General features: G+C 54.0%; 21 protein-coding genes. 3 read left to right on the forward strand and 18 right to left on the reverse strand.

Annotated elements, in window-relative coordinates; genetic code table 11:
- Positions 1-114: 114 nt before the first annotated feature.
- The 5 genes from AC07Y9_RS03135 to kdpF all read right to left on the reverse strand — a co-directional run bounded on the left by AC07Y9_RS03135 (position 115) and on the right by kdpF (position 7,414).
- Entirely contained in the window at positions 115-2,766 is a 2,652-nt protein-coding gene (locus tag AC07Y9_RS03135; RefSeq protein WP_101338720.1) for a DUF4118 domain-containing protein, read from the reverse strand.
- Between the two features lie 52 nt (positions 2,767-2,818).
- The gene (gene kdpC, locus AC07Y9_RS03140; protein WP_037005296.1) at positions 2,819-3,370 is read right to left on the reverse strand and encodes a potassium-transporting ATPase subunit KdpC; all 552 of its coding nucleotides are present in this window, start codon (positions 3,368-3,370) and stop codon (positions 2,819-2,821) included.
- 126 nt (positions 3,371-3,496) lie between these two features.
- A complete protein-coding gene (kdpB, locus tag AC07Y9_RS03145; RefSeq protein ID WP_494990490.1) occupies positions 3,497-5,596 on the reverse strand; it encodes a potassium-transporting ATPase subunit KdpB in 2,100 nt (699 codons plus the stop codon).
- 10 nt (positions 5,597-5,606) lie between these two features.
- A complete protein-coding gene (gene kdpA / locus AC07Y9_RS03150) occupies positions 5,607-7,316 on the reverse strand; it encodes a potassium-transporting ATPase subunit KdpA (protein ID WP_007931354.1) in 1,710 nt (569 codons plus the stop codon).
- 8 nt (positions 7,317-7,324) lie between these two features.
- Positions 7,325-7,414, reverse strand: a complete 90-nt coding sequence (gene kdpF / locus AC07Y9_RS03155) for a K(+)-transporting ATPase subunit F (protein ID WP_007899818.1) — start codon at positions 7,412-7,414, stop codon at positions 7,325-7,327.
- A gap of 415 nt (positions 7,415-7,829) precedes the next feature.
- Here kdpF and eat point away from each other — a divergent pair, with 415 nt between their 5' ends.
- Complete coding sequence (gene eat / locus AC07Y9_RS03160) at positions 7,830-9,215, forward strand: ethanolamine permease (RefSeq protein WP_102679120.1); 1,386 nt, start codon at positions 7,830-7,832, stop codon at positions 9,213-9,215.
- A gap of 167 nt (positions 9,216-9,382) precedes the next feature.
- The gene (locus AC07Y9_RS03165) at positions 9,383-9,550 is read left to right on the forward strand and encodes a DUF2897 family protein (RefSeq protein WP_007931351.1); all 168 of its coding nucleotides are present in this window, start codon (positions 9,383-9,385) and stop codon (positions 9,548-9,550) included.
- 76 nt (positions 9,551-9,626) lie between these two features.
- Here AC07Y9_RS03165 and AC07Y9_RS03170 read toward each other — a convergent pair whose 3' ends face one another.
- Positions 9,627-10,478 carry an urea carboxylase-associated family protein gene (locus tag AC07Y9_RS03170; protein ID WP_085531729.1) on the reverse strand — a complete coding sequence of 284 codons (852 nt, stop codon included), beginning with the start codon at positions 10,476-10,478 and terminating at the stop codon, positions 9,627-9,629.
- Positions 10,479-10,493: 15 nt separating this feature from the next.
- Entirely contained in the window at positions 10,494-11,147 is a 654-nt protein-coding gene (locus AC07Y9_RS03175) for a GntR family transcriptional regulator (RefSeq protein ID WP_087092945.1), read from the reverse strand.
- A gap of 196 nt (positions 11,148-11,343) precedes the next feature.
- Here AC07Y9_RS03175 and AC07Y9_RS03180 point away from each other — a divergent pair, with 196 nt between their 5' ends.
- The gene (locus AC07Y9_RS03180) at positions 11,344-11,910 is read left to right on the forward strand and encodes a TetR/AcrR family transcriptional regulator (protein WP_102679119.1); all 567 of its coding nucleotides are present in this window, start codon (positions 11,344-11,346) and stop codon (positions 11,908-11,910) included.
- A gap of 28 nt (positions 11,911-11,938) precedes the next feature.
- Here AC07Y9_RS03180 and AC07Y9_RS03185 read toward each other — a convergent pair whose 3' ends face one another.
- From AC07Y9_RS03185 to AC07Y9_RS03235, 11 genes are all read right to left on the reverse strand, one after another.
- Positions 11,939-12,733 carry an SDR family NAD(P)-dependent oxidoreductase gene (locus tag AC07Y9_RS03185; protein ID WP_087092939.1) on the reverse strand — a complete coding sequence of 265 codons (795 nt, stop codon included), beginning with the start codon at positions 12,731-12,733 and terminating at the stop codon, positions 11,939-11,941.
- A 211-nt stretch (positions 12,734-12,944) separates the two neighbouring features.
- Entirely contained in the window at positions 12,945-13,274 is a 330-nt protein-coding gene (locus tag AC07Y9_RS03190; protein ID WP_102679118.1) for a ComEA family DNA-binding protein, read from the reverse strand.
- Between the two features lie 236 nt (positions 13,275-13,510).
- Positions 13,511-14,668, reverse strand: a complete 1,158-nt coding sequence (locus AC07Y9_RS03195; protein ID WP_158245983.1) for an acyltransferase family protein — start codon at positions 14,666-14,668, stop codon at positions 13,511-13,513.
- Between the two features lie 404 nt (positions 14,669-15,072).
- The gene (locus AC07Y9_RS03200; protein WP_102679116.1) at positions 15,073-17,067 is read right to left on the reverse strand and encodes a polysaccharide biosynthesis protein; all 1,995 of its coding nucleotides are present in this window, start codon (positions 17,065-17,067) and stop codon (positions 15,073-15,075) included.
- Between the two features lie 70 nt (positions 17,068-17,137).
- The gene (locus AC07Y9_RS03205; protein WP_102679115.1) at positions 17,138-18,154 is read right to left on the reverse strand and encodes an MraY family glycosyltransferase; all 1,017 of its coding nucleotides are present in this window, start codon (positions 18,152-18,154) and stop codon (positions 17,138-17,140) included.
- Positions 18,151-19,128, reverse strand: coding sequence for a UDP-glucose 4-epimerase family protein (locus AC07Y9_RS03210; protein ID WP_102679114.1), 978 nt, complete (start codon positions 19,126-19,128; stop codon positions 18,151-18,153). The genes AC07Y9_RS03205 and AC07Y9_RS03210 overlap by 4 nt, the downstream gene beginning before the upstream one ends.
- 49 nt (positions 19,129-19,177) lie before the next feature.
- Positions 19,178-20,299 carry a glycosyltransferase family 4 protein gene (locus tag AC07Y9_RS03215; protein ID WP_102679113.1) on the reverse strand — a complete coding sequence of 374 codons (1,122 nt, stop codon included), beginning with the start codon at positions 20,297-20,299 and terminating at the stop codon, positions 19,178-19,180.
- Positions 20,300-20,479: 180 nt separating this feature from the next.
- Positions 20,480-21,568, reverse strand: a complete 1,089-nt coding sequence (locus AC07Y9_RS03220; RefSeq protein ID WP_102679112.1) for a glycosyltransferase — start codon at positions 21,566-21,568, stop codon at positions 20,480-20,482.
- Positions 21,565-22,353 (reverse strand): glycosyltransferase family 2 protein, encoded by a 789-nt coding sequence (locus tag AC07Y9_RS03225; protein WP_102679111.1) that lies wholly within the window; start codon positions 22,351-22,353, stop codon positions 21,565-21,567. Before AC07Y9_RS03225 ends, AC07Y9_RS03220 begins: the two co-directional genes overlap by 4 nt.
- Positions 22,350-23,594, reverse strand: a complete 1,245-nt coding sequence (locus AC07Y9_RS03230; protein ID WP_146021753.1) for an oligosaccharide flippase family protein — start codon at positions 23,592-23,594, stop codon at positions 22,350-22,352. Before AC07Y9_RS03230 ends, AC07Y9_RS03225 begins: the two co-directional genes overlap by 4 nt.
- 2 nt (positions 23,595-23,596) lie before the next feature.
- Entirely contained in the window at positions 23,597-24,835 is a 1,239-nt protein-coding gene (locus AC07Y9_RS03235; protein ID WP_146021752.1) for a hypothetical protein, read from the reverse strand.
- Positions 24,836-24,889: the final 54 nt, after the last annotated feature.

Here is a 24,889-nt window from a genome sequence, read left to right on the forward strand (position 1 = left end):
GGTTTCGCTTCAAGACAAATAAGTGGCGCAAGAGTAGCGCAGGCGTGGCTCTGGATCGTAAAGAACATGTGCGGCCCTCCTGGCCTCGTTGGATTGACGCTTTTTTACCGGCACTCAGGCCTCTCCTTCAAGCTCGGGTTGCGCCTGCAGCGGCAGGCACAAGGTGATGCAGGTACCACGCCCGTCAATCCCCTCGCCCACCGTGATGCGCCCGCCATGGGCACCGACCATGCCCTGACAGATCGCCAGCCCCAGGCCGGTGCCCTGCCCGCCGCGATCGCCCCGTGCCGCGGTGTAGAACATGTCGAAAATCCGCGGCCGGTCTTCCACTGGAATTCCCGGCCCCTCGTCGCTCACGGCAAACAGCAGCTCGGTATCGCGGGTCCCGACACTCAGTTGCAAACGGCCGTTGGCCGGTGAAAAGCGCGCGGCGTTTTCCAGGACATTGATCAGCGCCTGTTCGATCAGCGCCGCATGCACGAACAGCAACGGCAGTTCGGCCGGCAATTCGGTGCTGACCCGCAGCGGCGCCAGCACCACTCGCAGGCGATTCAGCGCGCTGCCAACGATATCGGCCGGCGCCACCCAGTCTCGCGCCAGCTTCAACGAGCCATGGCCGAGACGAGTCATGTCCAGCAGATTCTGAATGTAGCGATCCAGGCGCTCGGCCTCATCCCGCGTGCCTTCGAGCAGTTCGCGACGGTCTTCCAGGGGGATCGCCTCCCCCAGCGCCAGCAGGCTGTCGATGCTGCCGCGCATCGAGGTCAAGGGGGTACGCAGGTCATGGGACACCGAGGCCAGCAGCGCACTACGCAATTGCTCGGTCTCGCCGTGCAGGCGCGCCGCTTCCAGATCCTCAGCCAACTGTGCCCGGGCCAAAGCCTGGGCCAGGGGCTGGCTCAAGGCACTCAACAGGCGACGACGCTGAGCGTTGAGCTCCTCGCCTTCTTTCGGACAGACTCCAAGCAAGCCCAGCGGGCCCTCGTCGACGGATAACGGCCACCACCACCAGCGCCCGAAAGGCAGGGTTCCGGTGCCCATCCCGGCCGGTTGATCGTGTTGCCAGGCCCAGTCGGCGGCGGCCCGTTCGGACTCGGAAAACTGCAAGGGCCCACCCGTCTCGACCTTCCAGCCGCCCTGCCCGTCGCGATTGAGCAGGCACAGTTGCAATTCCTTCCAGCCATTGAGGTGCTGCGCCGCGGCACTGATCACCGCCTGCCGGTCGGTGGCGGCGGTGAGCTTGCGCGATAGGTCCAGCAGCTCGCTGGTTTCTTCCTGGGTGTCGCGCAATGCCTGCAACTGCCGACGCTGGCGCGCCGCCAGGTTGCCGGTCAGGGCCGCCATCAACAGGAAGAACAGCAGCGTCAGCACGTCTTCCTCGCGCTGGATGGCGAAGGAGAACGTCGGCGGAATGAACAGGAAATCGTAGGTCAGGAACGACAACGCCGCGCACACCAGTGCCGGCCCGAGACTGCTGCGCACCGCCACCAGCAGCACTGCGGCGAGGAACACCAGGGAGATGTTCGGCAACGCCAGCACGCTCGCCACCGCCCACGACAGCCCCGAAGCCAGGACCGTCGCCAGGACCGCCAGGGCGTAGTCGAACCAGACCAGCGAACGTTCCACCCGCAGGCGCGGCTGGCCGGGTTCGTCCTCGCTGTCGAGCACGTTGATTTCCAGGCCCTGGGCGTTGCGCAGCAGGCGCGCCGCCAGACCGCCGCCGAACAAACGGCGGCGCAGGCGTTTGCGTGACTGCCCCACCAGCACCAGGCTGGCGCGCCGCTCCGCGGCATGCTGGATCAGGGTCTTGGCCACCTCGCCGGCCCGCAGCAGGACCACCTCGCCGCCCAGGCGCTCAGCCAGTTGTTGGGCACTTTGCAGGCGCTGGCGAGCTTGCTCGTCAGGCACCCGGCCGTCATCCACATGCACCAGGCTCCAGGGCAGATGCCGCCGCCGGGCGACATGGCTGGCATGACGCACCAGGCGCTCGGCCTGGGCATCGCCGTCGACCCCTACCAGCAAGCGTCCGCGCACCGCCGGCGCGGCCTGCCCGAGCTTGCGATACCCCTGGGCCAGATCGTCGTCGACCTGCGCCGCCGCGGCCTGCATCGCCAGCTCGCGCAGCGCGGTGAGGTTGGTCTGGGTGAAGAACGCATCGATCGCCGCCCGGGCCTGCTCCGGTACATACACCTTGCCTTCGCGCAGGCGCTCCAGCAGTTCTCGAGGCGGCAGGTCCACCAGCAGCAACTCGTAGGCTTCCTGCAGCACCCAGTCGGGCAGGGTCTCGCGGACCTGCACCCCGGTAATGCCGCGGACCTGATCGTTGAGGCTTTCCAGATGCTGCACGTTGACCGTAGTGAAGACGTCGATACCGGCCGCCAGCAGTTCCTGAACATCTTGCCAGCGCTTGGCGTGCCGGCTGCCGGGGGCGTTGGTATGGGCCAGTTCATCCACCAATACCAGCTTGGGCTTGGCCTTGAGCAGGCCGTCGAGGTCCATCTCTTCGAGCATGACCCCGCGGTATTCGGAGCGCACCAGCGGCTGTTGCGGCAAACCGCCGAGCAAGGCTTCGGTTTCCGCCCGGCCATGGGTTTCCACCACCCCGGCCAGGACCGTCACCCCCTGACGCAATTGCGTGTGCGCCGCCTGCAACATGGCGTAGGTCTTGCCGACGCCCGGGGCGGCGCCAAGGAAGACCTTGAGGCGGCCACGGCCGTCATGGGACAGATCGGCTAACAGGGCGTCGGCGCGGCCGGAATCACTCATGCATTGTTCTCTCTGGACTCAAATCATCGACATACAAACTTGTAGCAGTTGGCTACAGGGCGAGCTTTTCCAACGCCCTGTTCAAGGCCAGCACATTCACCACCGGCGGGCCGATCAGAGGCTGCTCGACATGGGCATCCACCAGTTGCTGCAACGTGGCGACCGGCAGGTTGCGCGCCGCCGCGACCCGCGCCAGTTGATAGTTAATCGCTGCCGGTGGCAAGTGCGGATCCAGGCCGCTGCCCGAAGTCGTCAGCAGCGCCAGCGGTACCGGCCCCTGCCCTGGCACCGCCAGCTTGTTGGCGTCGTCGATCACACGGCTGGCCAGGGCCGGGTTGCTCGGCGCCAGGTTGCTCGCGCTGCTGGACACCGTGGCAAAGGCCCCGGCCGATGGACGCGGGTGGAACCAGCTGTCGCCGCTGAAATCCTGGGCGATCAGGGCCGAACCACGGACCTGGCCCACGCCATCGAGCACCAGGCTGCCATTGGCCTGTTTCGGGAACGCCACCTGGGCCACACCGGTGACCACCAGCGGATAGGCCACGCCAGTGATCAGGGTCATCAACACAATCAGGCTCAAGGCCGGACGCAATACTGTGGACATCATCAAATCCTCGATTCGGTTAACGGGTTTACCCGGACTCCGTAGGAACCCGCTTGCTAGCGATGCGGTGCGTCTGCACTGGGTTGACGCTATCGCCAGCAAGCTGGCTCCTACAGGGTCGCAGGGTTACACCAGATGCAAAGCCGTCAGCAGCATGTCGATCAGCTTGATGCCCAGGAACGGCACCAGGATCCCGCCCAGGCCATAGATCAGCAGGTTGCGGCGCAGCAGATGGGCCGCGCTGGCCGCCTGCACCCGCACGCCGCGCAGGGCCAGCGGAATCAGCACGACGATGATCAGGGCGTTGAACACGATCGCCGAGAGGATCGCGCTCTGCGGGCTGCTCAGTTGCATGACATTGAGCACGCCGAGCTGTGGATAAATCGCCGCGAACAGCGCCGGCAAGATCGCGAAGTACTTGGCGATGTCGTTGGCAATGGAAAAGGTGGTCAGGGCGCCACGAGTCACCAGCAGCTCCTTGCCGATCTGCACCACGTCCAGCAGCTTGGTCGGATCGCTGTCGAGGTCGACCATGTTCGCCGCTTCGCGCGCCGCCTGGGTGCCATCGTTCATTGCCATGCCGACGTCGGCCTGGGCCAGCGCCGGGGCGTCGTTGGCGCCGTCGCCGCACATGGCGACCAGGCGGCCGTCGTTCTGCTCGTGGCGAATGCGCGCCAGCTTTTTCTCCGGCGTGGCTTCGGCCAGCACGTCATCCACCCCGGCCTCCGCGGCAATGGCGGCGGCGGTCAGCGGGTTGTCGCCGGTCACCATCACGGTACGGATCCCCAGCTTGCGCAACTCGGCGAAACGCTCGCGGATACCGGGCTTGACCACGTCCTTGAGGTGAATGGCGCCGAGCAGCTTGCCCTCGGCGCACACCAGCAGCGGCGTGCCGCCACTCTGGGCAATCTTGTCGATCTCCCGGGACAGCGCCGGGGCCAGGTCGCCCCGTTGCAGACCGACGAAGTCCAGCACCGAATCCACCGCGCCCTTGCGATAGACCCGCCCCTGATAGTCGACACCGGACAGCCGGGTCTCGGCACTGAACGGCACGGCGGTCAGCATTTCGGCGCCCGGCTCGGGCTGTGGATAAAGCCCGCGTAGGTATTCGACGATGGATTTGCCTTCCGCCGTGTCGTCCGCCAGCGAGGCCAGCAAGGTCGCCTCGGCCATTTCCTGGTGGTTGACCCCGGGCGCTGCGTGGATGGCCGCGCAACGACGGTTACCGAAGGTGATGGTGCCGGTCTTGTCCAGCAGCAGGACATGCACGTCACCCGCCGCTTCCACGGCACGACCGGATTTGGCGATCACGTTCAGCCGCACCAGGCGGTCCATCCCGGCGATCCCGATGGCCGACAGCAGGCCACCGATGGTGGTCGGAATCAGGGTCACCAGCAACGCCACCAGGAACACCAGCGGCAGGCTGCCATTGGCAAAGTGGGCGAACGGCTGCAGGGTCACGACCACGATCAGGAAGATCAGGGTCAGGCCGATCAGCAGGATATCCAGGGCCACTTCGTTCGGGGTCTTCTGGCGCTTGGCGCCTTCCACCAGGGCGATCATGCGATCGAGGGTCGATTCGCCCGGATTGCTGGTAATACGCACCAGCAACCAGTCGGACACCAGCCGGGTATTGCCGGTCACCGCCGAGCGATCGCCGCCGGACTCGCGGATGACCGGTGCCGACTCGCCGGTGATCGCCGCTTCGTTGACCGCGGCAATGCCTTCGATGACCTCGCCGTCACCGGGGATCATCTCGCCGGCCTCGACCCGCACCACGTCGCCTTTGCGCAGATTGGCGGCAGGGATCACCTGGAAGCTGCCATTGGCCTTTTTCAGGCGTGCACTCAGGCCTTCGCTGCCAGCCTTGAGACTGTCGGCGCGGGCCTTGCCACGGCCTTCGGCCAGGGCTTCGGCGAAGTTGGCGAACAGCACGGTGAACCACAGCCAGAGGGCGATCTGCGCGGCGACGAAGGTCGGCACCGCGGTATCCGGCACAAGGCACAGTACCGTGGTCAGGATCGCAGTCAGCTCGACCACCAGCATCACCGGCGAACGTTGCAACTGGCGTGGGTCGAGCTTGACGAAGGCCTGTACCAGCGCCGGACGCCACAGGGCTGCGATCGAGGTTTTCTGTTGTTCGGCAGCAGTGTGTTTCGAGGCCGCGGTTTTAGCGCCGGGCATTTCGGTTACAGCCTTCTTGGAGGCAGGAACATGCATATTCATCATTAAGTCCTCAGCCCTTCATTCCAAAGGCAGCCAAGCTCAAGTGGTCGGCAATCGGTCCCAGCGCCAGGGTCGGCAAAAAGGTCAGCCCGCCCACCAGCAAAATGGTCATGGTCAGCAGCGTGACGAACAGCGGACCATGGGTCGGGAAGCTGTTCTGGCCGACCGGCGCGGTCTTTTTCAGCGCCAGGCTGCCAGCCAGGGCCAGCACCGGCAGGATGTAGCCGAAGCGGCCGATCAACATGCCCAGGCCCAGCATCAGGTTGTGGAACGGGGTGTTGGCGCCCAGGCCGGCGAAGGCCGAACCGTTGTTGGCGCTGGCCGAGGTGTAGGCGTACAGCAACTGGCTGAAACCGTGGGCGCCAGGGTTGCTCACCGCCGCCACCGGCCCCGGCAGGCTCGCGGCGATGGCGCTTAGTACCAGCACGCCGACCGGCATCACCATCAGCGTCACCACCAGCAACTGCACTTCCTTGGCCTGCAGCTTCTTGCCCAGGTATTCCGGGGTGCGCCCGATCATCAGGCCGGCGAGGAAGACCGCGATCAGCACGTTCAGCAGCATGCCGTAGAGGCCCGCGCCGACGCCGCCGAAGATCACCTCGCCGACCATCATGTTGATCAGCGCGACCATGCCGCTCAGCGGACTGAGGCTGTCATGCATGCCGTTGACCGAACCGTTGGAGGCCGCGGTGGTGGTCACCGACCAGAGCACGGTGGCGGTGGTCCCGAAACGCACTTCCTTGCCCTCGAGCGGCGCGGTCTGCTCGACCGCGACGTTGTTCAGGGTCGGGTTGGGCTGGTACTCGGCCCACAGCGAGGTCGCGCCACCGATCAGGAACAGCGCCAGCATGCAGGCGATGATCGCCCGGCTCTGGCGCAGATCCTTGACGTAGTGGCCGAAAGTGAACACCAGGGCCACCGGGATCAGGATGATCGAGGCCACCTCGAACAGGTTGCTCCAGGCCGTCGGGTTCTCGAACGGATGCGCCGAGTTGACGCCAAAGAAGCCCCCGCCGTTGGTGCCCAGTTGCTTGATGGCGATCTGGCTGGCGGCCGGGCCCAATGGAATCACCTGATCGACACCTTGCAGGGTCACAGCGTGGACATACTGGGCGAAGGTTTGCGGGACGCCCTGCCAGACCAGGAACAATGCCAGCAGCAGGCACAGCGGCAGCAGGCCGTAGAGGGTGGCACGGGTCATGTCGACCCAGAAGTTGCCCAGGGTCTTGGTCGACTTGCGGCCGATGCCACGACACAGTGCAACCAGCACCGCCAAACCGGTGGCGGCGCTGACGAAGTTCTGCACAGTCAGGCCGATCATCTGGCTCAGGTAGCTCAGGGAGGCTTCACCGCTGTAGGACTGCCAGTTGGTGTTGGTCATGAAACTGACCGCGGTGTTGAATGCCAGCGTCCACTCCTGCCCCGGCAGGTTCTGCGGGTTGAGCGGCAGATGGTCCTGGAACAACAGAATCGTGAACAGCAACAAGAAGCCGGCCAGGTTGAACGCAAGCAGGGCCAGGGTGTATTTCTGCCAGCTCTGTTCGCTTTGCGCATCGACGCCCGAAAGCCGGTAACAAGCGCGTTCGACTGGCCCCAACAGCGGCGTCAGCCAGGTGCGCTGGCCCTCCATTACCTTGTAGTAGAACCGCCCCAGGAAAGGCGCGGGCAGCAGCACCAAGGCAAAGAAGCCGAGGATCAGCCAATAGTCATAACTGTGCATAGCCGCTCCTAGTTCCGATCCGCGCGCAACAGCGCAACCAGTAGATAGATGAACAGCCCCACTGCCAGCAGCAGGGACACCCCGTCCAGAACGCTCATGGAATCTCTCCGTCGTACGGCAATCGCCGCGTGTGGGGCATTGTCCGCAGGGAGGCTGTAAAGGAACGAGATCGAGGGCGTGGGCGACGCATAAAGAAAGCGTAAAGAAAGGCTTTACGCGGGATTTACACCGGCCATCGGCGTGGCCAGGGGGAGGGATCGCCAGCCGGTTTGCTGCTGCACCGGAAAAGCACGATGCACGTAGAAACGAGCCTGCTCGCGATCGCGCGCCTCCAGGCTCCGCCGCCCTCCTCTGTTGCACCGCTGTGCACCAACCCAGGCGCCTTCGGCCCCGAAACAACTGGAAACATCCTCGATACGACAGCTTTTTGCGCTTTACGACGGCCGTTTTCGCTCTGGCATGAGCGGTGCAGTGAGCAGTCCCGAGCATTTCATTCCGTTCCGGGAGCCACGCATGAACACACAACTCAAACCAACGCTGGGCACGCTGCATTTATGGGGGATCGCGGTCGGGCTGGTGATCTCCGGGGAATACTTCGGCTGGAGTTATGGCTGGGGCGTCGCCGGCACCCTGGGCTTTCTGCTGACCTCGCTGATGGTCGCGGCCATGTACACCTGTTTCATCTTCAGCTTCACCGAACTGACCACCGCCATTCCCCATGCAGGCGGCCCTTTTGCCTACAGCCGCCGGGCCTTCGGTGAAAAAGGCGGGCTGATCGCCGGGCTGGCGACCCTGATCGAGTTCGTCTTCGCGCCACCGGCCATCGCCCTGGCGATCGGTGCCTACCTGAATGTGCAGTTCCCGGCCCTGGACCCGAAGCATGCGGCGGTCGGCGCCTATATTGTGTTCATGGGGCTGAACATCCTCGGGGTCAAACTCGCCGCCACCTTCGAGCTGGTGGTCTGCGTACTGGCGGTGGCGGAACTGCTGGTGTTCATGGGCGTGGTCGCGCCGGCCTTCAGCTTCAGCAACTTCGCCCTCAACGGCTGGGCGGGCTCGGACACCTTCGGCGCGCCGGCGATTGCCGGGATGTTCGCGGCGATTCCGTTCGCCATCTGGTTCTTCCTCGCCATCGAAGGCGCGGCCATGGCCGCCGAAGAAGCCAAGGACCCGAAACGCACCATCCCCAAGGCCTACATCAGCGGCATTCTGACCCTTGTGCTGCTGGCCATGGGCGTGATGTTCTTCGCCGGCGGCGTGGGCGACTGGCGCACCCTGTCGAACATCAACGACCCGCTGCCCCAGGCGATGAAAGCCGTGGTCGGGGACAACTCCGGCTGGCTGCACATGCTGGTGTGGATCGGCCTGTTCGGCCTGGTGGCGAGCTTCCACGGCATCATTCTTGGCTACTCGCGGCAGTTCTTCGCCCTCGCCCGCGCCGGTTATCTGCCGGCGTCGCTGGCCAAGCTGTCACGCTTCCAGACGCCGCACCGCGCCATCATCGCCGGCGGCCTGATCGGCATCGCCGCCATCTACAGCGATGGCCTGATCAACCTGGGAGGCATGACCCTGACCGCGGCGATGATCACCATGGCCGTATTCGGCGCCATCGTGATGTACATCATGAGCATGCTCAGCCTGTTCAAGTTGCGTAAGGCCGAGCCGCAGCTGGAACGCACCTTCCGCGCACCGGGCTACCCGCTGGTCCCGGCCATAGCCCTGGCACTGGCCGTGGTCTGCCTGGTAGCGATGGCCTGGTTCAACAGCCTGATCGGCCTGATCTTCCTCGGTTTCATGGTGGCCGGTTTCATCTATTTCCAACTGACCGCGCAACTGCGCGCCGATGCGCCGGCGGATGCAATGCTGACCGGGCTCCGAGGGGATGGCATCTCTCTGTAGTTGGCTTGCAAGGCCGAATGCAACCTTCGAGAAGATTGATGCAAGAGAGGTTGCCGGGGCAGATCAGGCCTACAATGGAACCACTGCAAAACGCTGTAACTCGAAGTGGTATGGCAACTTGACGGGCGAAACTCCTCGCCCGCCGGTATGCCCTCAAGGAGAGCCCTATGCCCTGGTATGCCTGGTTGATTCTGGTCGTTGCAATCGGCTCGATCGTTGGCGGTCTGATGATGTTGCGCGACACCGCCAACAAGGTGGAACTGACCGATGAGCAACGCAAGCGCGTTGCTGAACGCAACGCGGAAGCGGACGCCAAGGACGCGCAGGACCGCTGACTGGATAACCCGATCGAACAGCCCCGCCCTTCTCGAAATGGCGGGGCTTTTTTATCCGCCCCTGCGGCCGGCAGCGCTATTTCTCCCAGGCAGCCTTGGCGATGTGCAGGCCATGCAAACCTTTGTAGGCCGCCCGCTCAGGCTGGCTCCAGCCTTCGAGCAATGCCTCGTCAAGCCGATAGATCTCCACGCCCAACGGCCGACAGACGCTGAGTGGATCCTGAGCCTCCGGGCCCCACATGGGCAATGACAGATCGCCACCCGGGCAGGTCGACAACGCGCACAACAGATCGATTTCGGCAAAGAACTCCAGGTAATCGCCCTTCTGCGCGGGGCAGGCCTTCATGAAGTACATGTCGTCATGATTGAGCCCGGTGCACTGGAAGATGTTCAGCACGTCATGCACATCGAACTCGGTCAGGCCGTGGGGCAGGACCGCGCGCGTCAGGTTGGAATGGCAATGGTGATGGAAGTCCTCCCCGGTGAGCATGCGGTTCACGTAAGGATCGCAGCGCGTGCCGAGCAGGTCGTGCAAGCGCCCGCCATGCTCGTCGATCCCGTAACCGGCCAGGCTGTCATCGGTGATGGTCACCAGTGGCCGCAAAAACGGCAGGTTCGACCACAACCGGTCATGGGTACTGACATGCGCGCCCTGCAACTGCCGGGTACGCGCCGCCCACAGACGCTCCCGCGGATCGTTGGCATTCCAGACGTTGAAGTCCCCGACCTGCGGGCCGGCCGGCGTGGTCACCCGGAACACATGCCCGGCCGGCACATGCCAGGCGCGCCCGGTACGGATCGGCACTTCGAATTGCTCGATCAAGGTGCGCTGGTCCTTGCTGTCACGGACCCGCTCATAAAAGACCGTGTCCACCTGCAGGGCCGAACCTTTGCTGACCTGATAAGCCGCGGGATAGTCTTTGTACATGGTTGAAACCCTCGATCAGTGGCGGGAAGAGTGGCTGAGGATGTCGAGCAGCAGCCGTTCGGAATCGTCCAGGTAAACCGCCAGGGTTTCGCTGGCGGCCTGCTTGTCGCCAGCGGCGAGCAAGTCATGGATCTGCCGGTCGCGGGCCAGCCAGGGCGATTGAAAATGCTGCTCGTCAGGGGCGGCACAGAACACCAGGCGCATCTGCGCCACGACGTTGGTGAAGAACTCATCGAACAAGGGGCTGCGCATCAGACCAACGATGTGTTGATGAAAGGCCAGGCTGTGGGTGCCCACCGAGCGCCAGTCCTCGCGCTCGCGGGCGAGTTCGCTGGCCTCGATAGCCTCGAGCATCCGGTCGGACTGGTAGTCGCGCAGCGGTTTGCTGGAGGCAATGGCCTGCAACTCCAGGGTACGGCGCACCTGGAACAGATCCCGCACTTCATCGATGCCCAGCCTGCGCACCGTGACGCCTTTGTTGCGTGCATAGCGGGTCAGGCCTTCCTGCCCCAGGCGATGCAAGGCCTCGCGAATGGTGTTGCGCGAGGCGTTATAGGCGCAGACCAGATCGTTTTCTACCAGGGCCATGCCCGGCAGCAAGCGACCGCCGATGATATCGGCACGTAATTCGAGGGTTATCTGATCGGCCAGGGACAGTACGTTGCTCATGAATATCGCCTTGCGATTGTTGAACAATCTATGGATATCCAATAATCACTATTCATGCCAACTGATACTTGGCTCACTGACGAACCATGTCTTTCTAGCCATTCAGTGGGAAAAATGAGGTTTCCGGGGTTAATAGTGCAATCCCCCCTCCGTCAACCTTGGGTAAGATGACTCTCTAGCTGTGGAGACTTCCCCGATGCGTTACTCGCACGACCATAAAGCCCAAACCCATCAACGCATCATCAAGGAGGCCGCCGAGCGCTTTCGGCGCGACGGTATCGGGGCGACAGGCCTGCAACCACTGATGAAAGCCCTGAGCCTGACCCATGGCGGTTTTTACTCGCATTTCAAATCCAAGGACGAACTGGTCGAAAAAGCCCTGCAGGCCGCGGCGGAAGAACTCGATGCGCACTGCGCCACTCTATTTGCCCAGGAACACCCCCTATCGGCGTTTATCGACAGCTACCTGTCCGAGTGGCACCAGACCTCCCCCGGTGAAGGCTGCCCGCTGCCCACCATGTCATCGGAGCTGGGCCTGCGCGGGCAAGCCAGCCCCACCACTGATGCGGTGCTCAATGCACGACTTGCACAGGTAGAGGCCAGTCTCGAAGGAGAAAATGCCGCCGACCAGAGCCTGGTGATCATGTCGACCCTGGTCGGGGCCCTGGTGCTGTCGCGCAGTGTCGAGAACCCCGACCTGGCCAAACGGACACTGGAGGTAACACGCGAGCATCTGAAAAAACAGGATGGTCAGGCGGAGTGATCTCCACCAACCTCCCGCCTCGACACCGTTATTTGTAGCGAGCAGCCGCACTGCTTTTCGACAGGTTTGGCCCCAGGGCAAAACGCGCAGCTACAAAGGCCTCCCAGTCAGCCGAGTCAGGTAGCGAGGGAATGGTGATCAACTCACCCTGATCAAAACCGACCAGAGCCGCATCTACCATCTCGGTGGCTTCCATGATCATCTCGGCTGGAATCCCTTGGGCGTCGATGCCCGAGCGCTCCCAGATCTCAGTGCGGGTCACCCCAGGCAATACCGCCTGGACCTGCACACCCTTACCATCCAATTCCGCAGCAAGCGATTGAGTCAGGCTCAGGACATAGGCCTTGGTCGCGCTGTAGGTCGCATTAAAACGCTCGGGAATCAGCGCCACCACCGAAGCGATATTGATGATCGCTCCTCTTCCCGCCGCCGAAAAGCTGGCGGCGGCCGCAGCAGCCAGACGAGTGACCGCGACCACATTCAACTGGATCATTGCCTCCAACTGATCGGTGTCGGCAACGGCCAGGCTTCCGTCAGCCGCGATACCGGCATTATTCAGCAACAGACTGATGTTCGAGTCGGAGCGCAAGCGCTGCTCGACCTTCAGCACATCGACCTGGAGCGTCAGATCGGCCTTCAACACTTCGACCTGCACCTTGTGCTCGGCCCGTAACCGGGTCGCGGCGGTTTGCAGGCGCTGCTCATCGCGTGCAACCAGCAACAGATCGTAACCACGAGCGGCCAGCCGCTCGGCATAAACCGCACCGATGCCAGATGAAGCACCGGTGACAAGTGCCAACCCCTTGGGGGAAATCGAATTCATGACGGCTCTCCAGAAAAGTGCTTGAGAAGGGAAAGACAAGGAATTGATACGCTGCTTGGGAAGCGGTTTGATTATAGTCATAATTTAATAAAATATTACGATCATAATTCTATCGATGCGATAGATAACATTGAATGGCACAACCTTGCTTATGGTGGGCCCGAAAAACGCAAGGCCGATCAGTGATCGGCCTTGCGCATGGATTGAAGCGTCAGTTGACCTTCAATTTTTCCCGGTTGCTTTCCAGAATCGCCTTGCCGATTCCCTTGACCTCGAGCAGTTCGTCCACCGAGGCAAAAGGTCCATTGCTTTCACGATACTTAACGATCGCCTGCGCCTTGACCGCACCAATGCCGGACAGCTCGCGCTGCAAGGCCGCCGCATCGGCAGTGTTCAGATCGATCTTGCCTGCCTGCTCCGCAGCAATTTCTACGACCGCAGGGGCATCGACTTTGGGGTTGAGGATAGGTGCCGCATAAGTGACGGCGCAAAGACTGGTCAACAGACCGAAGACTAGGGAGGAAAAATAAGCCGTACGCATAGGTAATACTCCATAATATTGATAAAGGCAGCAGCTTTTCCAAAGCTGCCACCCAAACTTAGACCATGAAGCACTTCTGTCAAAAATGTGTCCATTGCAGAGTGTGTACAATTGAAACTGAAAGAATCTTCTTGCCATCTAACAAAATGATAGTTTTAACTATTGATTTGTTAAATATGTATTCAGATCAGATTTAAAAGCACCTCACACATAGACCTACAACAACACTAGCCAGTTCAAACGCTTTGCGCTAACCCGCCCTCAGGCCGCTCTGCTTTTGATTTTCTCATAAATCTCTTTTCTATATTCACGAATGTATATGTAGAGATCGCAACAATGACAGGTATCGTAGAAAAATTTATTGCCCAAAATGTAAACTTATCAATACTGGATAATTCCACAAAACCGGAAACCACTTTAAAAGAAACAAACAATATAGGCAAGTGAAGTAAATATATACTGAAACTGATATCACTCATTCTATTCAAAAACTGAAAGTGCAAAAACGATGAATTTGCAATAGTTACACATATAAAAAATAAACTAGTCAAGACGAATCTGAGCGCACCATAACCAGGAACCTCAACCAGTCCACATGTAAGCACAAATGCTAATATAGCAACCAGAACTGCCGTACCTCTCAGCAATCTATTTGTTACAGCTATTTTATGTACGCTCGCAGCCACAATCCCAGTTAGGAAATACACCCAACAGACAACAGCAGAATAACCAAGGTCTACAGCAGCCAACATCATGACAACAGCCATAATGATTATTTTGTATCTGGATCTATAAAAAATAGCCACCAGTGGTAGAACAGCATAGAACCTCCACTCATGGATAAGCGTCCACGTTACTGAACTTAGCGGCACAAGGGAAACCCCACCGATGCGCATTGGATTATCTATAAAATTAAAGGAAAGCAGACCTGATATTGTAATCAGTGACTCCTTATCTAAAATTTTAAATCCCGCGAAAGATGCAGCAATTACAAAAACCAGTAGAGAAGATACATAGTAAAGTGGTGCAACTCTTTTTATCCTCGCGCTAAAGAAATCAATCCAATCTATTTTTTCATTCCTGATTACCTTATCGAAAAATAAAAAACCGGTTATACAAAAAAATATTTGAACTCCGAAAGAACCAAGATTCGGATACAACTGCCCCCAAGAAGAAAAAACTGTATTCTGCACACCCAGATTAGAAAGCACAAAGGGAGCATGATTAATAAAAACAAATATTGCCGCCAATCCACGCATACCATTTATGAATTTATATGCATGTGGAACTTCCGCACTTTCTATTTTCGACTTAAGCAACGTTGAAGACACAATAAACGCCATCACCATTGCCAAAGTGATAGCGAAAACCTCTAGTGAATATTCAGTTTTCATTATTTTAGATTGCTCATATAGTGCCTTCCAAGCTATGTCGTACTTCCGATATAGCGACCAAGGTGACATGCAACGCTAAGGGCTGGACAACAGTTATGGAGGACTCCACGAAAAGTATACGCTCCGAGCAGCAAAAGATTTAATTACTTCAAGCTTGCTGCCACAGATAAATCTTAATTGGCGCTCAATTGATCACTCAACAGTACGCAACAAGTGTATTTTCATATCGTTCAAGACCCAATATTCCATCACTTTGAATTGCCCCGCCCCCATCCGACCCAGCGTATTCCTTAACCGGCATCCAAAAACTGCTTGGTTTAGTATAGTTATTCGCGCTTGCGGATAGAGCGGCTAAGACCAGACTCAAAATAGAGCATCAATAAACCGAGCCGCCACCTTCACGATTAAGGGTCAAGCCGCCTCTGTTGATATATCCAGTCAACAATATCGCCATCAGGAGCATAACCACTCACAGTATCACGCAACAATTGGCGAACGAGAGAATAATCATCTTGTTGAACAGCACACAACAATTCAGATAGTTTTAGCTTAAGAACTCCCCACGGTAGATGATCTTCGTTAGCGCACATAATCATCGGATGCTGAGTTGCCGCAACATTATCTCCGATCAATAACTCTTCATAGAGTTTTTCACCTGGGCGAAGCCCAGTAAACTCGATAGCAATATCTCCATGAGGATTTTTTTCTGAACGAACACTCAGGCCTGATAGATGGATCATCTTCTCAGCCAGCTCTACGATCCTTACAGGCTCCCCCATATCCAGCACAAAAACGTCTCCGCCTTGCCCCATCGATCCAGCCTGGATCACTAACTGAGCCGCTTCGGGAATGGTCATGAAGTAACGAGTGATTTTTGGGTGAGTAACAGTTAGAGGTCCACCCGACTTGATTTGTTTGTGGAACAATGGGATCACTGAGCCAGAGGATCCTAAAACATTACCGAATCGCACCATAGTAAAACGAGTTTCGTTTACCTGCGAAACACCGGAGCCGTCTCCAAAGAGAACTGGGGCCAGCTCCTGGCTTAAGGCCTGAAGTGTAAGCTCGGACAAACGCTTGGTACTGCCCATTACATTGGTGGGACGTACAGCTTTATCAGTAGAGATCAATACAAAGTTAGCAACTCCAACCTGTAATGCAGCCTGAGCAGTGTTGAGCGTCCCCATGACATTATTCATCACCCCTTCTGCAATATTGTGCTCTACCATCGGCACATGTTTGTACGCGGCGGCATGATAAACTGTATTTACATGCCAGGTCTTCATTACATCACGCAGTTTTTCTTGATCGCGCACGGAGCCAAGTATCGGCAAAACCTTCACCGACAACGATTCACGCGTAATACGTTGTTCCAACTCCGACAAAATACTATAGAGGTTAAACTCACTGTGCTCAAACAGCAGCAGAACCTTCGGACGTTGTGTCAGTATCTGACGGCAAAGTTCTGAACCTATCGATCCTCCGGCTCCAGTTACCAAAACAGCTTGATCTTTAATACAATGCTCAAGCAAATCTGCTTGAGCGGGTACAGCATCACGACCTAGTAAATCAGCAATATCAACCTCTTGGATATCATCAACTTTTACGCGTCCGCTCGCTAGGTCCATGAATCCAGGAACACTACGCACATGTAGAGGAAAACCCTCTAAAAATCCTAGTATCTCACGACGCCGAGCTCGGTTTGACGAGGGAATCGCCAATAGAATTTCTTGGGCGCCAGTGGTGTCGATCATTTGTTGAATGTGCTTTGGCTTGTAAACCTGAAGCCCTGAAATGACGCGATCGGAAATTCCGCTGTCGTCATCAATGAACGCTACCGGACGCATGACACGTCCCATACGTAATGCCGCAACAAGCTGATTACCTGCAGCGCCCGCACCATAAATGGCCACCCGAGGCAGTCCATTATCTCTACTTGCAAAGGGAACATGTTGTACTGCGGAAAACCAGTCCCCGAGAAAGTATTGGCGCATGGCTAAACGCAAGCCACCAACCATCATCAAACTCAACCACCAATAATTGAAAATTATTGAGCGAGGGATAACGTTCTGATGATTACTATACCAATAAACTACAATACCCAGTATTAGAGCAGAGAACGTAACGGCCTTAACGATCGCGATCAATGCATCATTACCAAAATAGCGCATGACCGCTCTATACATACCAAATCGTATAAATAGAGGAATTGAAATCACCGGCGCACTAAGGAATAACCATGTATGGTCAGCTAACGGATTAATGATCTCATCAAGCCCCAGCCTCACCACAAATGCCATCCACAAAGCCAGCCAGACCAACAATATATCGGTAAGGACCTGAAGCAGTCGCTTCTGGCGACGGGGCAACCCCAGAAGGAACGCTCTCAATCTATCCATAACTCCTCCGGACACCTTACTCACCTATTGCCGACCAACAAAAATGCAATTCTACGCGCAGTGCACACCATTAACGAGACTCCGACATCCCTGCTTTGTATTTAATCGCCAGAATTATCAATGGGACATAGGCTATCAGCAATCCAACGATCCCATCTAGGTAACCCGCCATCACACAGAAAGCTAACGGAAGCAGCCAAAGGATATTGATAGCCCCAATAGCTAATGACACCGGTCGATGCTTGCCCAGTTGCCGTGATGCAAATTGGTAGGCATGGCTACGGTGCGCCTCATAGACCTTTTCCCCTCTAAACAATCGGCGTATCAACGTAACAGTCGCATCAACGATGAAAACACCGAGCAGAATTAACCAGACCCAGAAAAAATCCGATTGGACAGAAGCAGCCTCCAGCGAAAAAACACCTAGAATGATACCTAGAAAGCCACTCCCGGCATCCCCCATGAAAATCCGTGCGGGAGGAAAGTTCCAATAGAGAAAGCCAAATACAGCAAAGGTGAGCAACAGAGGTACCCAAACCAGTTCATGGAAGCCACCGATCCAATAAAGAAGAGCCGCGCCAAGACAGACGGTGACAGCTTCAATACTGGCGATACCATCGATACCATCCATAAAATTATAAAGATTCAACATCCAGACGAGGTATAACGCAGCAACAACATAACCAAATATACCCAGATCTACATGCAATCCAAATATTGACAATACAGGTAAACCCGCGACCCAATACATAGCCCAACAGGCTGCTGCGAAATGTCCTAACAGTCTCCAGCGTGCGGCAATATGACCATGATCATCCAAAAAACCGAGTATCGCTATGCCCGCTCCTGCACCGAGAAAACCAACTGTGTGCCCCCAAGGCAAGGTGTTCTCGAAGGATAGAAATGGTAGAAAAAGAAGAAAACTCACGACAATAGCGACACCTCCGCCTCGAGGTGTGGGAATCAAGTGCGAACTGCGGTCGTTCGGGACATCGATTAGACTATGCGATAGCGCATAACTACGAAGCTTCGCGGTCAAAAACAGAGCACACAGAAAAATAATAGGTAGTACGAACCAGACGCTCATGAATTACGGTTTCCTAGATAATGCTTGGCTGTTTTAAGCAACGCATTGTCAACGCTCAAAGGCGGGGTCCAGCCTAAAAGTTCTTGATTCTTACTGATATCAACCTCAAGCGAACCGCAAAGACGATCAGTTATATTCTCTTTACCCATAAGCCGCGCCGCAGCCCTCAATAGCCGAACAGGAAATGGTAGAAGAATTACTTTTTTCCCAAGGGCACGCGCCATCTTTCTCAACAATTCGGGCGTGGATAAATCATCACCATCGCTGACCAGAAAAATCTGATTAGCTGCGCGCGGATGTTTTATACAAAGAGCAACAAAATCGACAAGATTATCTAAAGCTACAAAACTTCTTTTATTTTCAATTGATAAAAGGGGGAGAGGGAAGCCTTTCCCGACCAGCTTCATCATATTCAGAAAGTTTGCTTTAACACCTGGCCCATATACCAAGACAGGCCTGATAATAACAACCTGCATTCCTGTTTCTGCGGAAATCTTTAATAGACCTTGTTCAGCCTCAGACTTAGAAATTCCGTAGTCATCAACCGGATGTACAACCCCGTCAGCTGTATACTTGTTTCCAGCAGTAGTTTCTTCGCCATTAACCTTTACTGAACTTATAAAGATAAAACGTTTTACACCAGAAGCAACAGCTTGATTTGCAAGATTCAATGTGCCATCAACATTCACTTTTCGAAACTCTGACAGCGGGTCCACAGCTTGCTCATTCATAACATGTACGCGTGCTGCTGAGTGAACCACCACGTCTATGCCCTTGAGCGCATCCCCCCAAGACTGCGTCGAATTCAAATCACCGAGCAATACCGAGTTTTTAACGACACCTGGAAAAACGGCGGGATTTCGTGTCACTACACGGATACTATACTCTGGGCGATCGCACAAGTGACGCAAGATCGCTCCTCCAACAAACCCTGTCACCCCTGTCAACAGAATATTCTTATTTAAACTTTCCATTCGCTCACCGACGCTACGATAGCGTAGAAACTTACTTCTCTCATGAAAATCATATGAAGTAGCTCATCAATCGCTCATTGACTATAGCCGCATCAAAATCTTGCTGAGCCATTCTATGACTTTGCAGTCCCATGATTTCTATTTGGTCTGGATTATTAATGAAAAACATCATTTTTTCAGCCAAGTCTTTTGCCGACCAAGGCGGCACTACGAATCCGTTAACACCGTTAACAACTGTATCTCTACAACCTGGTACGTCAGTCGTAATGACTGCTCGGCCAACGGCCATTGCCTCTTGGGTACTTCTAGGTACACCTTCTCGATAGGAAGGCAAAACAAATATACTTGAAGCCGATAGCCAGCTAACAACATCATCAACATGACCACGATGATCAACCAACCCCTCGTTTATCAGGGTACGGACAGCGTCCGCAGTCAACCCCCCCGGATTGCTCTCATCAAGACCACCCAACATGACAAACTTGACATTGCTACATTGCGCTTTAACCAAGCGAGCAGCCTCTACAAACTCATTAACCCCTTTTTCAGCCAGTAATCGCCCAACAAATATAAAACTAACAGGATCTTTAGGAGGAACAGAATAAGGGTAATCCGAGAGTTTTAAACCAATGCCACCGAGAACACTAACCTCAGATACATTGATCCTATTTTTTTCCACCAAGTCGACTCGATCATCTTTGTTTAAGAAAATCAAACGCTCAAGAAAAGGGAAGGAAACCCTATAAAGAAATACTTGAATCTTTCTTAACAGCTTAACTTTAAATGAGGCGCCACCAGGCTGCTCCGTAAAGACATATCCTAATCCTTCGAGCATCGCTAAGCGGCGTTTTACCCCAGCCAAGATAGCCGCTAGCGTTCCAAAGATCACTGGCTTTGCAAAATAACTAAAGACAATATCGGGTGCGATTTTTTTTAGCAATCTAGATAACTTATAAGTATTTATCAGGTCGCCTAACGGGTTCAATCCAGCACGACTAAACACATAATCAACTGGCTCAGCTCCAAGCTGCTTGACCTTTGCCCGTGTCTCAGCACAATAATCAAGAGCAAAAGCGAATACTTGGTGACCGTCCTTCACCAGAGCGCCGATCAAATCGGCACGAAATCCGAGGACGCAAGCAGCGGTCGTTCCAACTAGTGCTATTTTCATTTAACCCAACATCCAATAAAGCCTCAGCAGCCGCGCAAAGGACTTATCCATAATCACAATGTAGCTCGCTAACGCCCCTGCAAAACACGAAACACAAAGCTCATGAACGGAACTGCCCGACGCAAGATACCATGCCAGCTCTCACGGAGCGATACCGAGCCCAGCTGGCCAGCAATATGCTCAAGGCCGATACAGCTCTACCCACTTTTTGACAACCGTGTCAAGAGAGTACTTATCAAGAACTCTTTGCCTTGCTCGCCGCCCCATCGCTGCAGCTGATGCTGGATCCATATCCAATGCATGTCTTATCGCGATCGCCAGCTCATCTGAATTCCCTGGAGGCACTAAAAGCCCCTCACTCCCGACGACTTCCCTTACCCCACCGCAATCGGAAGCAACAACGACTCTCTCTGCTGCCATTGCCTCAGCAACAACAAGGCCAAAACCTTCCCACAACGAAGAAAGAGCATAGACATCAGCGGCGCTGTAAAACTCTGCTACATCCTCTCTCACACCGAATAGCTTAACCCGCTGAGAAATCCCCAAATTGTCAGAAAGAGTCAACAAACTCTCTCTTAGCGCACCATCCCCAACAACCCAAAGTATCAAATCAGGATCGCTCCTACACAAACTAGCAAATGCCCGGAATAAACTTGGATAGTTTTTAGCCTCGGTGAACCGCCCCACTGCGAGAATTATTTTTTCATCAGCGCGAACACCTTCCCTATCTCTGATTTTTGTTCGCAGAGCCTCACTAAAACTGAACCTACCAGTATCTATGCCATTTGGCATCATTAACATTCTGCCTGGCTTGACAGCCCTCTTTGCCTCAAACTCTTTAACAGCATCCAGGCTTACGTTCGTAGTTACATCAGCGAGAAAATTTGTAACTCGATACGCAAGCATTCTCATTCCACCTCCCTCATTTGTACTATGCGCAGTACAAATAAGACGTGGAATAAAGACTATTAATCTCACAAGCCGAGCTAAAAGATTTGCATGGACCATATGACTATGAACCACATCCGGCTTATAGCTCTTAATAGTCTTCCGTAGAAGAAAGAAGCTCCGCACGAGACTTCTCAGAGACTTCGCAGCATGAAACCCAACCGTTTTAAGCGAGGTATCTTTAGGCAACAACATCCCTGCCCCTGTCAGGTAGGCTATCAGGACTTGGTGATCCTGAGATTCAAGGCGTTGGGCCAGATCTAAAACCTGGCGTTCTGCACCGCCAACATCCAAGCTGGTGATGAAAAACAATATTTTCATGAGAACCTATTAAGCAACGTGTAGAGATAGCATTGTATGGAGCGAAGAAAAAACTTTAATTTATACCGAAGATCATTTTCTCGGAAAATTTGCGCCCAATAAAAAATCAAAAAACCTTTGGGATTTCGCCTCAAATTAGAAGAAAAATTCTTGGAGTAACCATCTTCAAGATAATCACAAAGATAAAGGATAGTACTTCCAAAACAATAAACATCCCCTTCATCACCAATTTTATTCCAAATGTACAACTCTGGAACAAACCTCTCTTCAGGAACCACCGGAAAAGAGTGCTTCAACATCGCCTCAGTTTTAAAAATATATGCAAGGTCCCCTTTAAAAAAATGTCCAGCATCCGTGGGACTCATAATAACCGGGGACTCAGAGTTTTCAAAATTTTGCCCCACAACTCGCATATCAAAATATGCCTTGCGGTAGCAAAGACCAACAACATTTGCTTCTCCTAACGCAACCACAGCGTCAATAACACACTCGACGGCATTAGACACCAGAGAGTCATCACTGTCTACGATGAAAATCCATGGTGTATCAGCTTTCCGAATTCCCAAGTTAAGGGCAACATGTTTTCCGCCGTTAGGCTGATAAAACACATGCACTTTAAATGGCGCAGTATCAGAATACTCAAGCAACAAACGCTGCGTTTCATCCTGGCTTCCATCGTCAACAATTAACCACTCAAAATCCTTGCACGTTTGAGCACAAAGACTTTCGTATAACCGTGGTAAGGTAGCTTCACGATTATAGGTTGGAGTCAAAACTGTTATCACACCCCCTCCTTATTCCGATACTTATCTCTGCCCTCAAAAACAACAGAAATCAACGCAACAGACAAAAACACTTCTGCTATAACAAAACCCAGCACGACCCCTTCAACGCTATACCAAATTGACATCAGCGCAGCTAGTAACATAGACATTATCGAAGAAAACATCATAAAGAAACTAGTTGCCTTGTCCCTTCCCATCGGAATTAGCATACACAGGCCCAATGCCTGGTTAGCCAATCTGAATGGAATAATCCAAACAAAAACCTTCAAAATCTCACTAGCTGCGGTGAAACCTGCTCCCAGCACTGTAAGAATTAAAAAGTCCCCGACAAAATATATTAGTCCAGCGGACAGGACACCAGAAAAAAACATTCCAATTACAATCATCCACGACAATCGCATTGTATTGCCTTGTGAAACTTGAAATTGTCGATTCAGATAAGGATAGAAACCAATTAAAATTGGATTCACAAAGCTAACAAAACCTCGAATTATCTTCTCGGCAGGAACATAAGCTGCAACAGCTACATGCCCCGACGTCACGCCGACCAAAGATGGCCCCGCACTCATAAGTATATTGTTCGAGCTCTTATATACAAAAACATGAAACCCCAATTTTATCTGTTGTAGTCCACCAGCAAAACTTAGAGAAAATTTCCTTATCTTATTAACACATATAGCATTGCCGAACAATGTATTCAAAAAACCAAACCCTGACATAATACCAAACGCCAATAAAGCGTCTTGCTCTCCATGTATGAAAATATACAAAAAAAACAAACCCACAAAACGCAAAGAAACCTCAACCACAACCACAAGAGCAATTTTTTCTAAACCTTGAAAAAACCAAAATGGGCTAAAACCAAAAGCGATGAAATACACCCACCCCATAAGAAGCAGGTCACGGTCATAAAATACAGGTCCGCTTGTCAGAAAAATGACTACTCCTACTATAGATACGATGGAGAAAATCAACAGCTTTGCAGAAAGAACCTCGCCGAAGATACGAGCTAGCGCACCACTGTCATCTCGGGCAATTGCTACTTGGCGCGATCCACTAAGTGAAAATCCGTATTCAACAACTAGTGATGTCAACAGGGCCACGGACTGAATAAGCACTACTTTTCCATACTCCTGCACTCCAAGGGCCCGCGCTAGCACGGGAATCTCTAGTATCGGAATTAAGTACCCACAAAGCTGCACTGAAAAAAGCAGCCCCATATTTTTTAGCAGACGCTTCAAAGTTAATCTCTCTGCGATTCAAGGCCACGAAGATTTTTATTCATTATGCTAGGCTTCGTACTTGACAAACGAGATAACCAAGACAGCATAATAGCCCAATATCCCCACTCGGACATTTCAGAACTTAAAGGGTGGAACAACAACACAAAACAGAAGCACAAAACACCAAGACAAGCGGCTGCCCTATAATAGACACTGGGTCTACCTACAACTCCCCTCCTCCACTCCCTCACAACAAAAAGAGCAACCGGAGAAATTAAGATTATTAAAAGCCCCCCTCCTCCCAGCATTCCAAGATCACCCAAGATAGCTAAGTAGGTGTTATGCACAACCATTGGAGCACCATCAACCAATGATGTAGAGCTCCCAAAACCGCAACCCAGTGGAAGGCAAGTATCTGCATTTACAACTCCATCACTCAGCATCTTTGTTCGTATCGGGTCACCTTCGAACAATCTATTAATCACCAAAAAAGAATCACTAGTTGCAAATTCATATATAGCATCAGAATTAAAAGCGACCAGGATACTAGTAAACATAGTGCCGACAGATACAAAAATTACAAATCGATTGGTGCTTATTAAAAGCTGCAGCAATGCGAATACAGCAACTATTACAGAAAACCAGAGAAACCCCGTACGGCTCGAGTCAGCTAACAACAAGTACACTGAGGCCAAGACTACAAATGAGGCTCCACAGGACTTAGAAATTGGACGAGTAAATATCCTGGCAATGATAAAAGATATAAAAAATGCACTTGTTTTCCACAACACCCCAGGAAATGCAAACATACTCCCCTGTCGGCCATCGCCAAGCAAAACATAATATTCAACCAAGGCATACTTACAGAGAAGAAAAAAAAGCAGCCCCACCAATGTAACAATTGCTGCTATCCGATATAACTGATTCTCATCCAAATTCTGCGAACTTTTAAAAATCACAAGTGTTATTATTGAGATAACAAAATACTTTAAGGCTTGATAAGCCGTATACTCATCGGAGTGAGCCAGACTGATAAGCAGAAGAGAGGAAATCAACATAGCGAAGCCGAACAAGACTCCAATTAACGCCCAATCCACCTTTAATCTTTTCCAACCACCAGACAAAAGCCCGATACAAAGCACCGCTCCCCAAAGCCCCCAATATCCTGCAGGGGTAATAATATTTCTTAGATCACCCAATACAACCAATACGCATGAAAACAATAAAATATAAAAATGTATTATTTTTTTACCAATCATCTTAACCTCTTCAGGCCTGCATCAGACACACGAAACGACTTGCCTGTTATATAA

Source organism: Pseudomonas sp. GW456-L12, assembly GCF_059424045.1.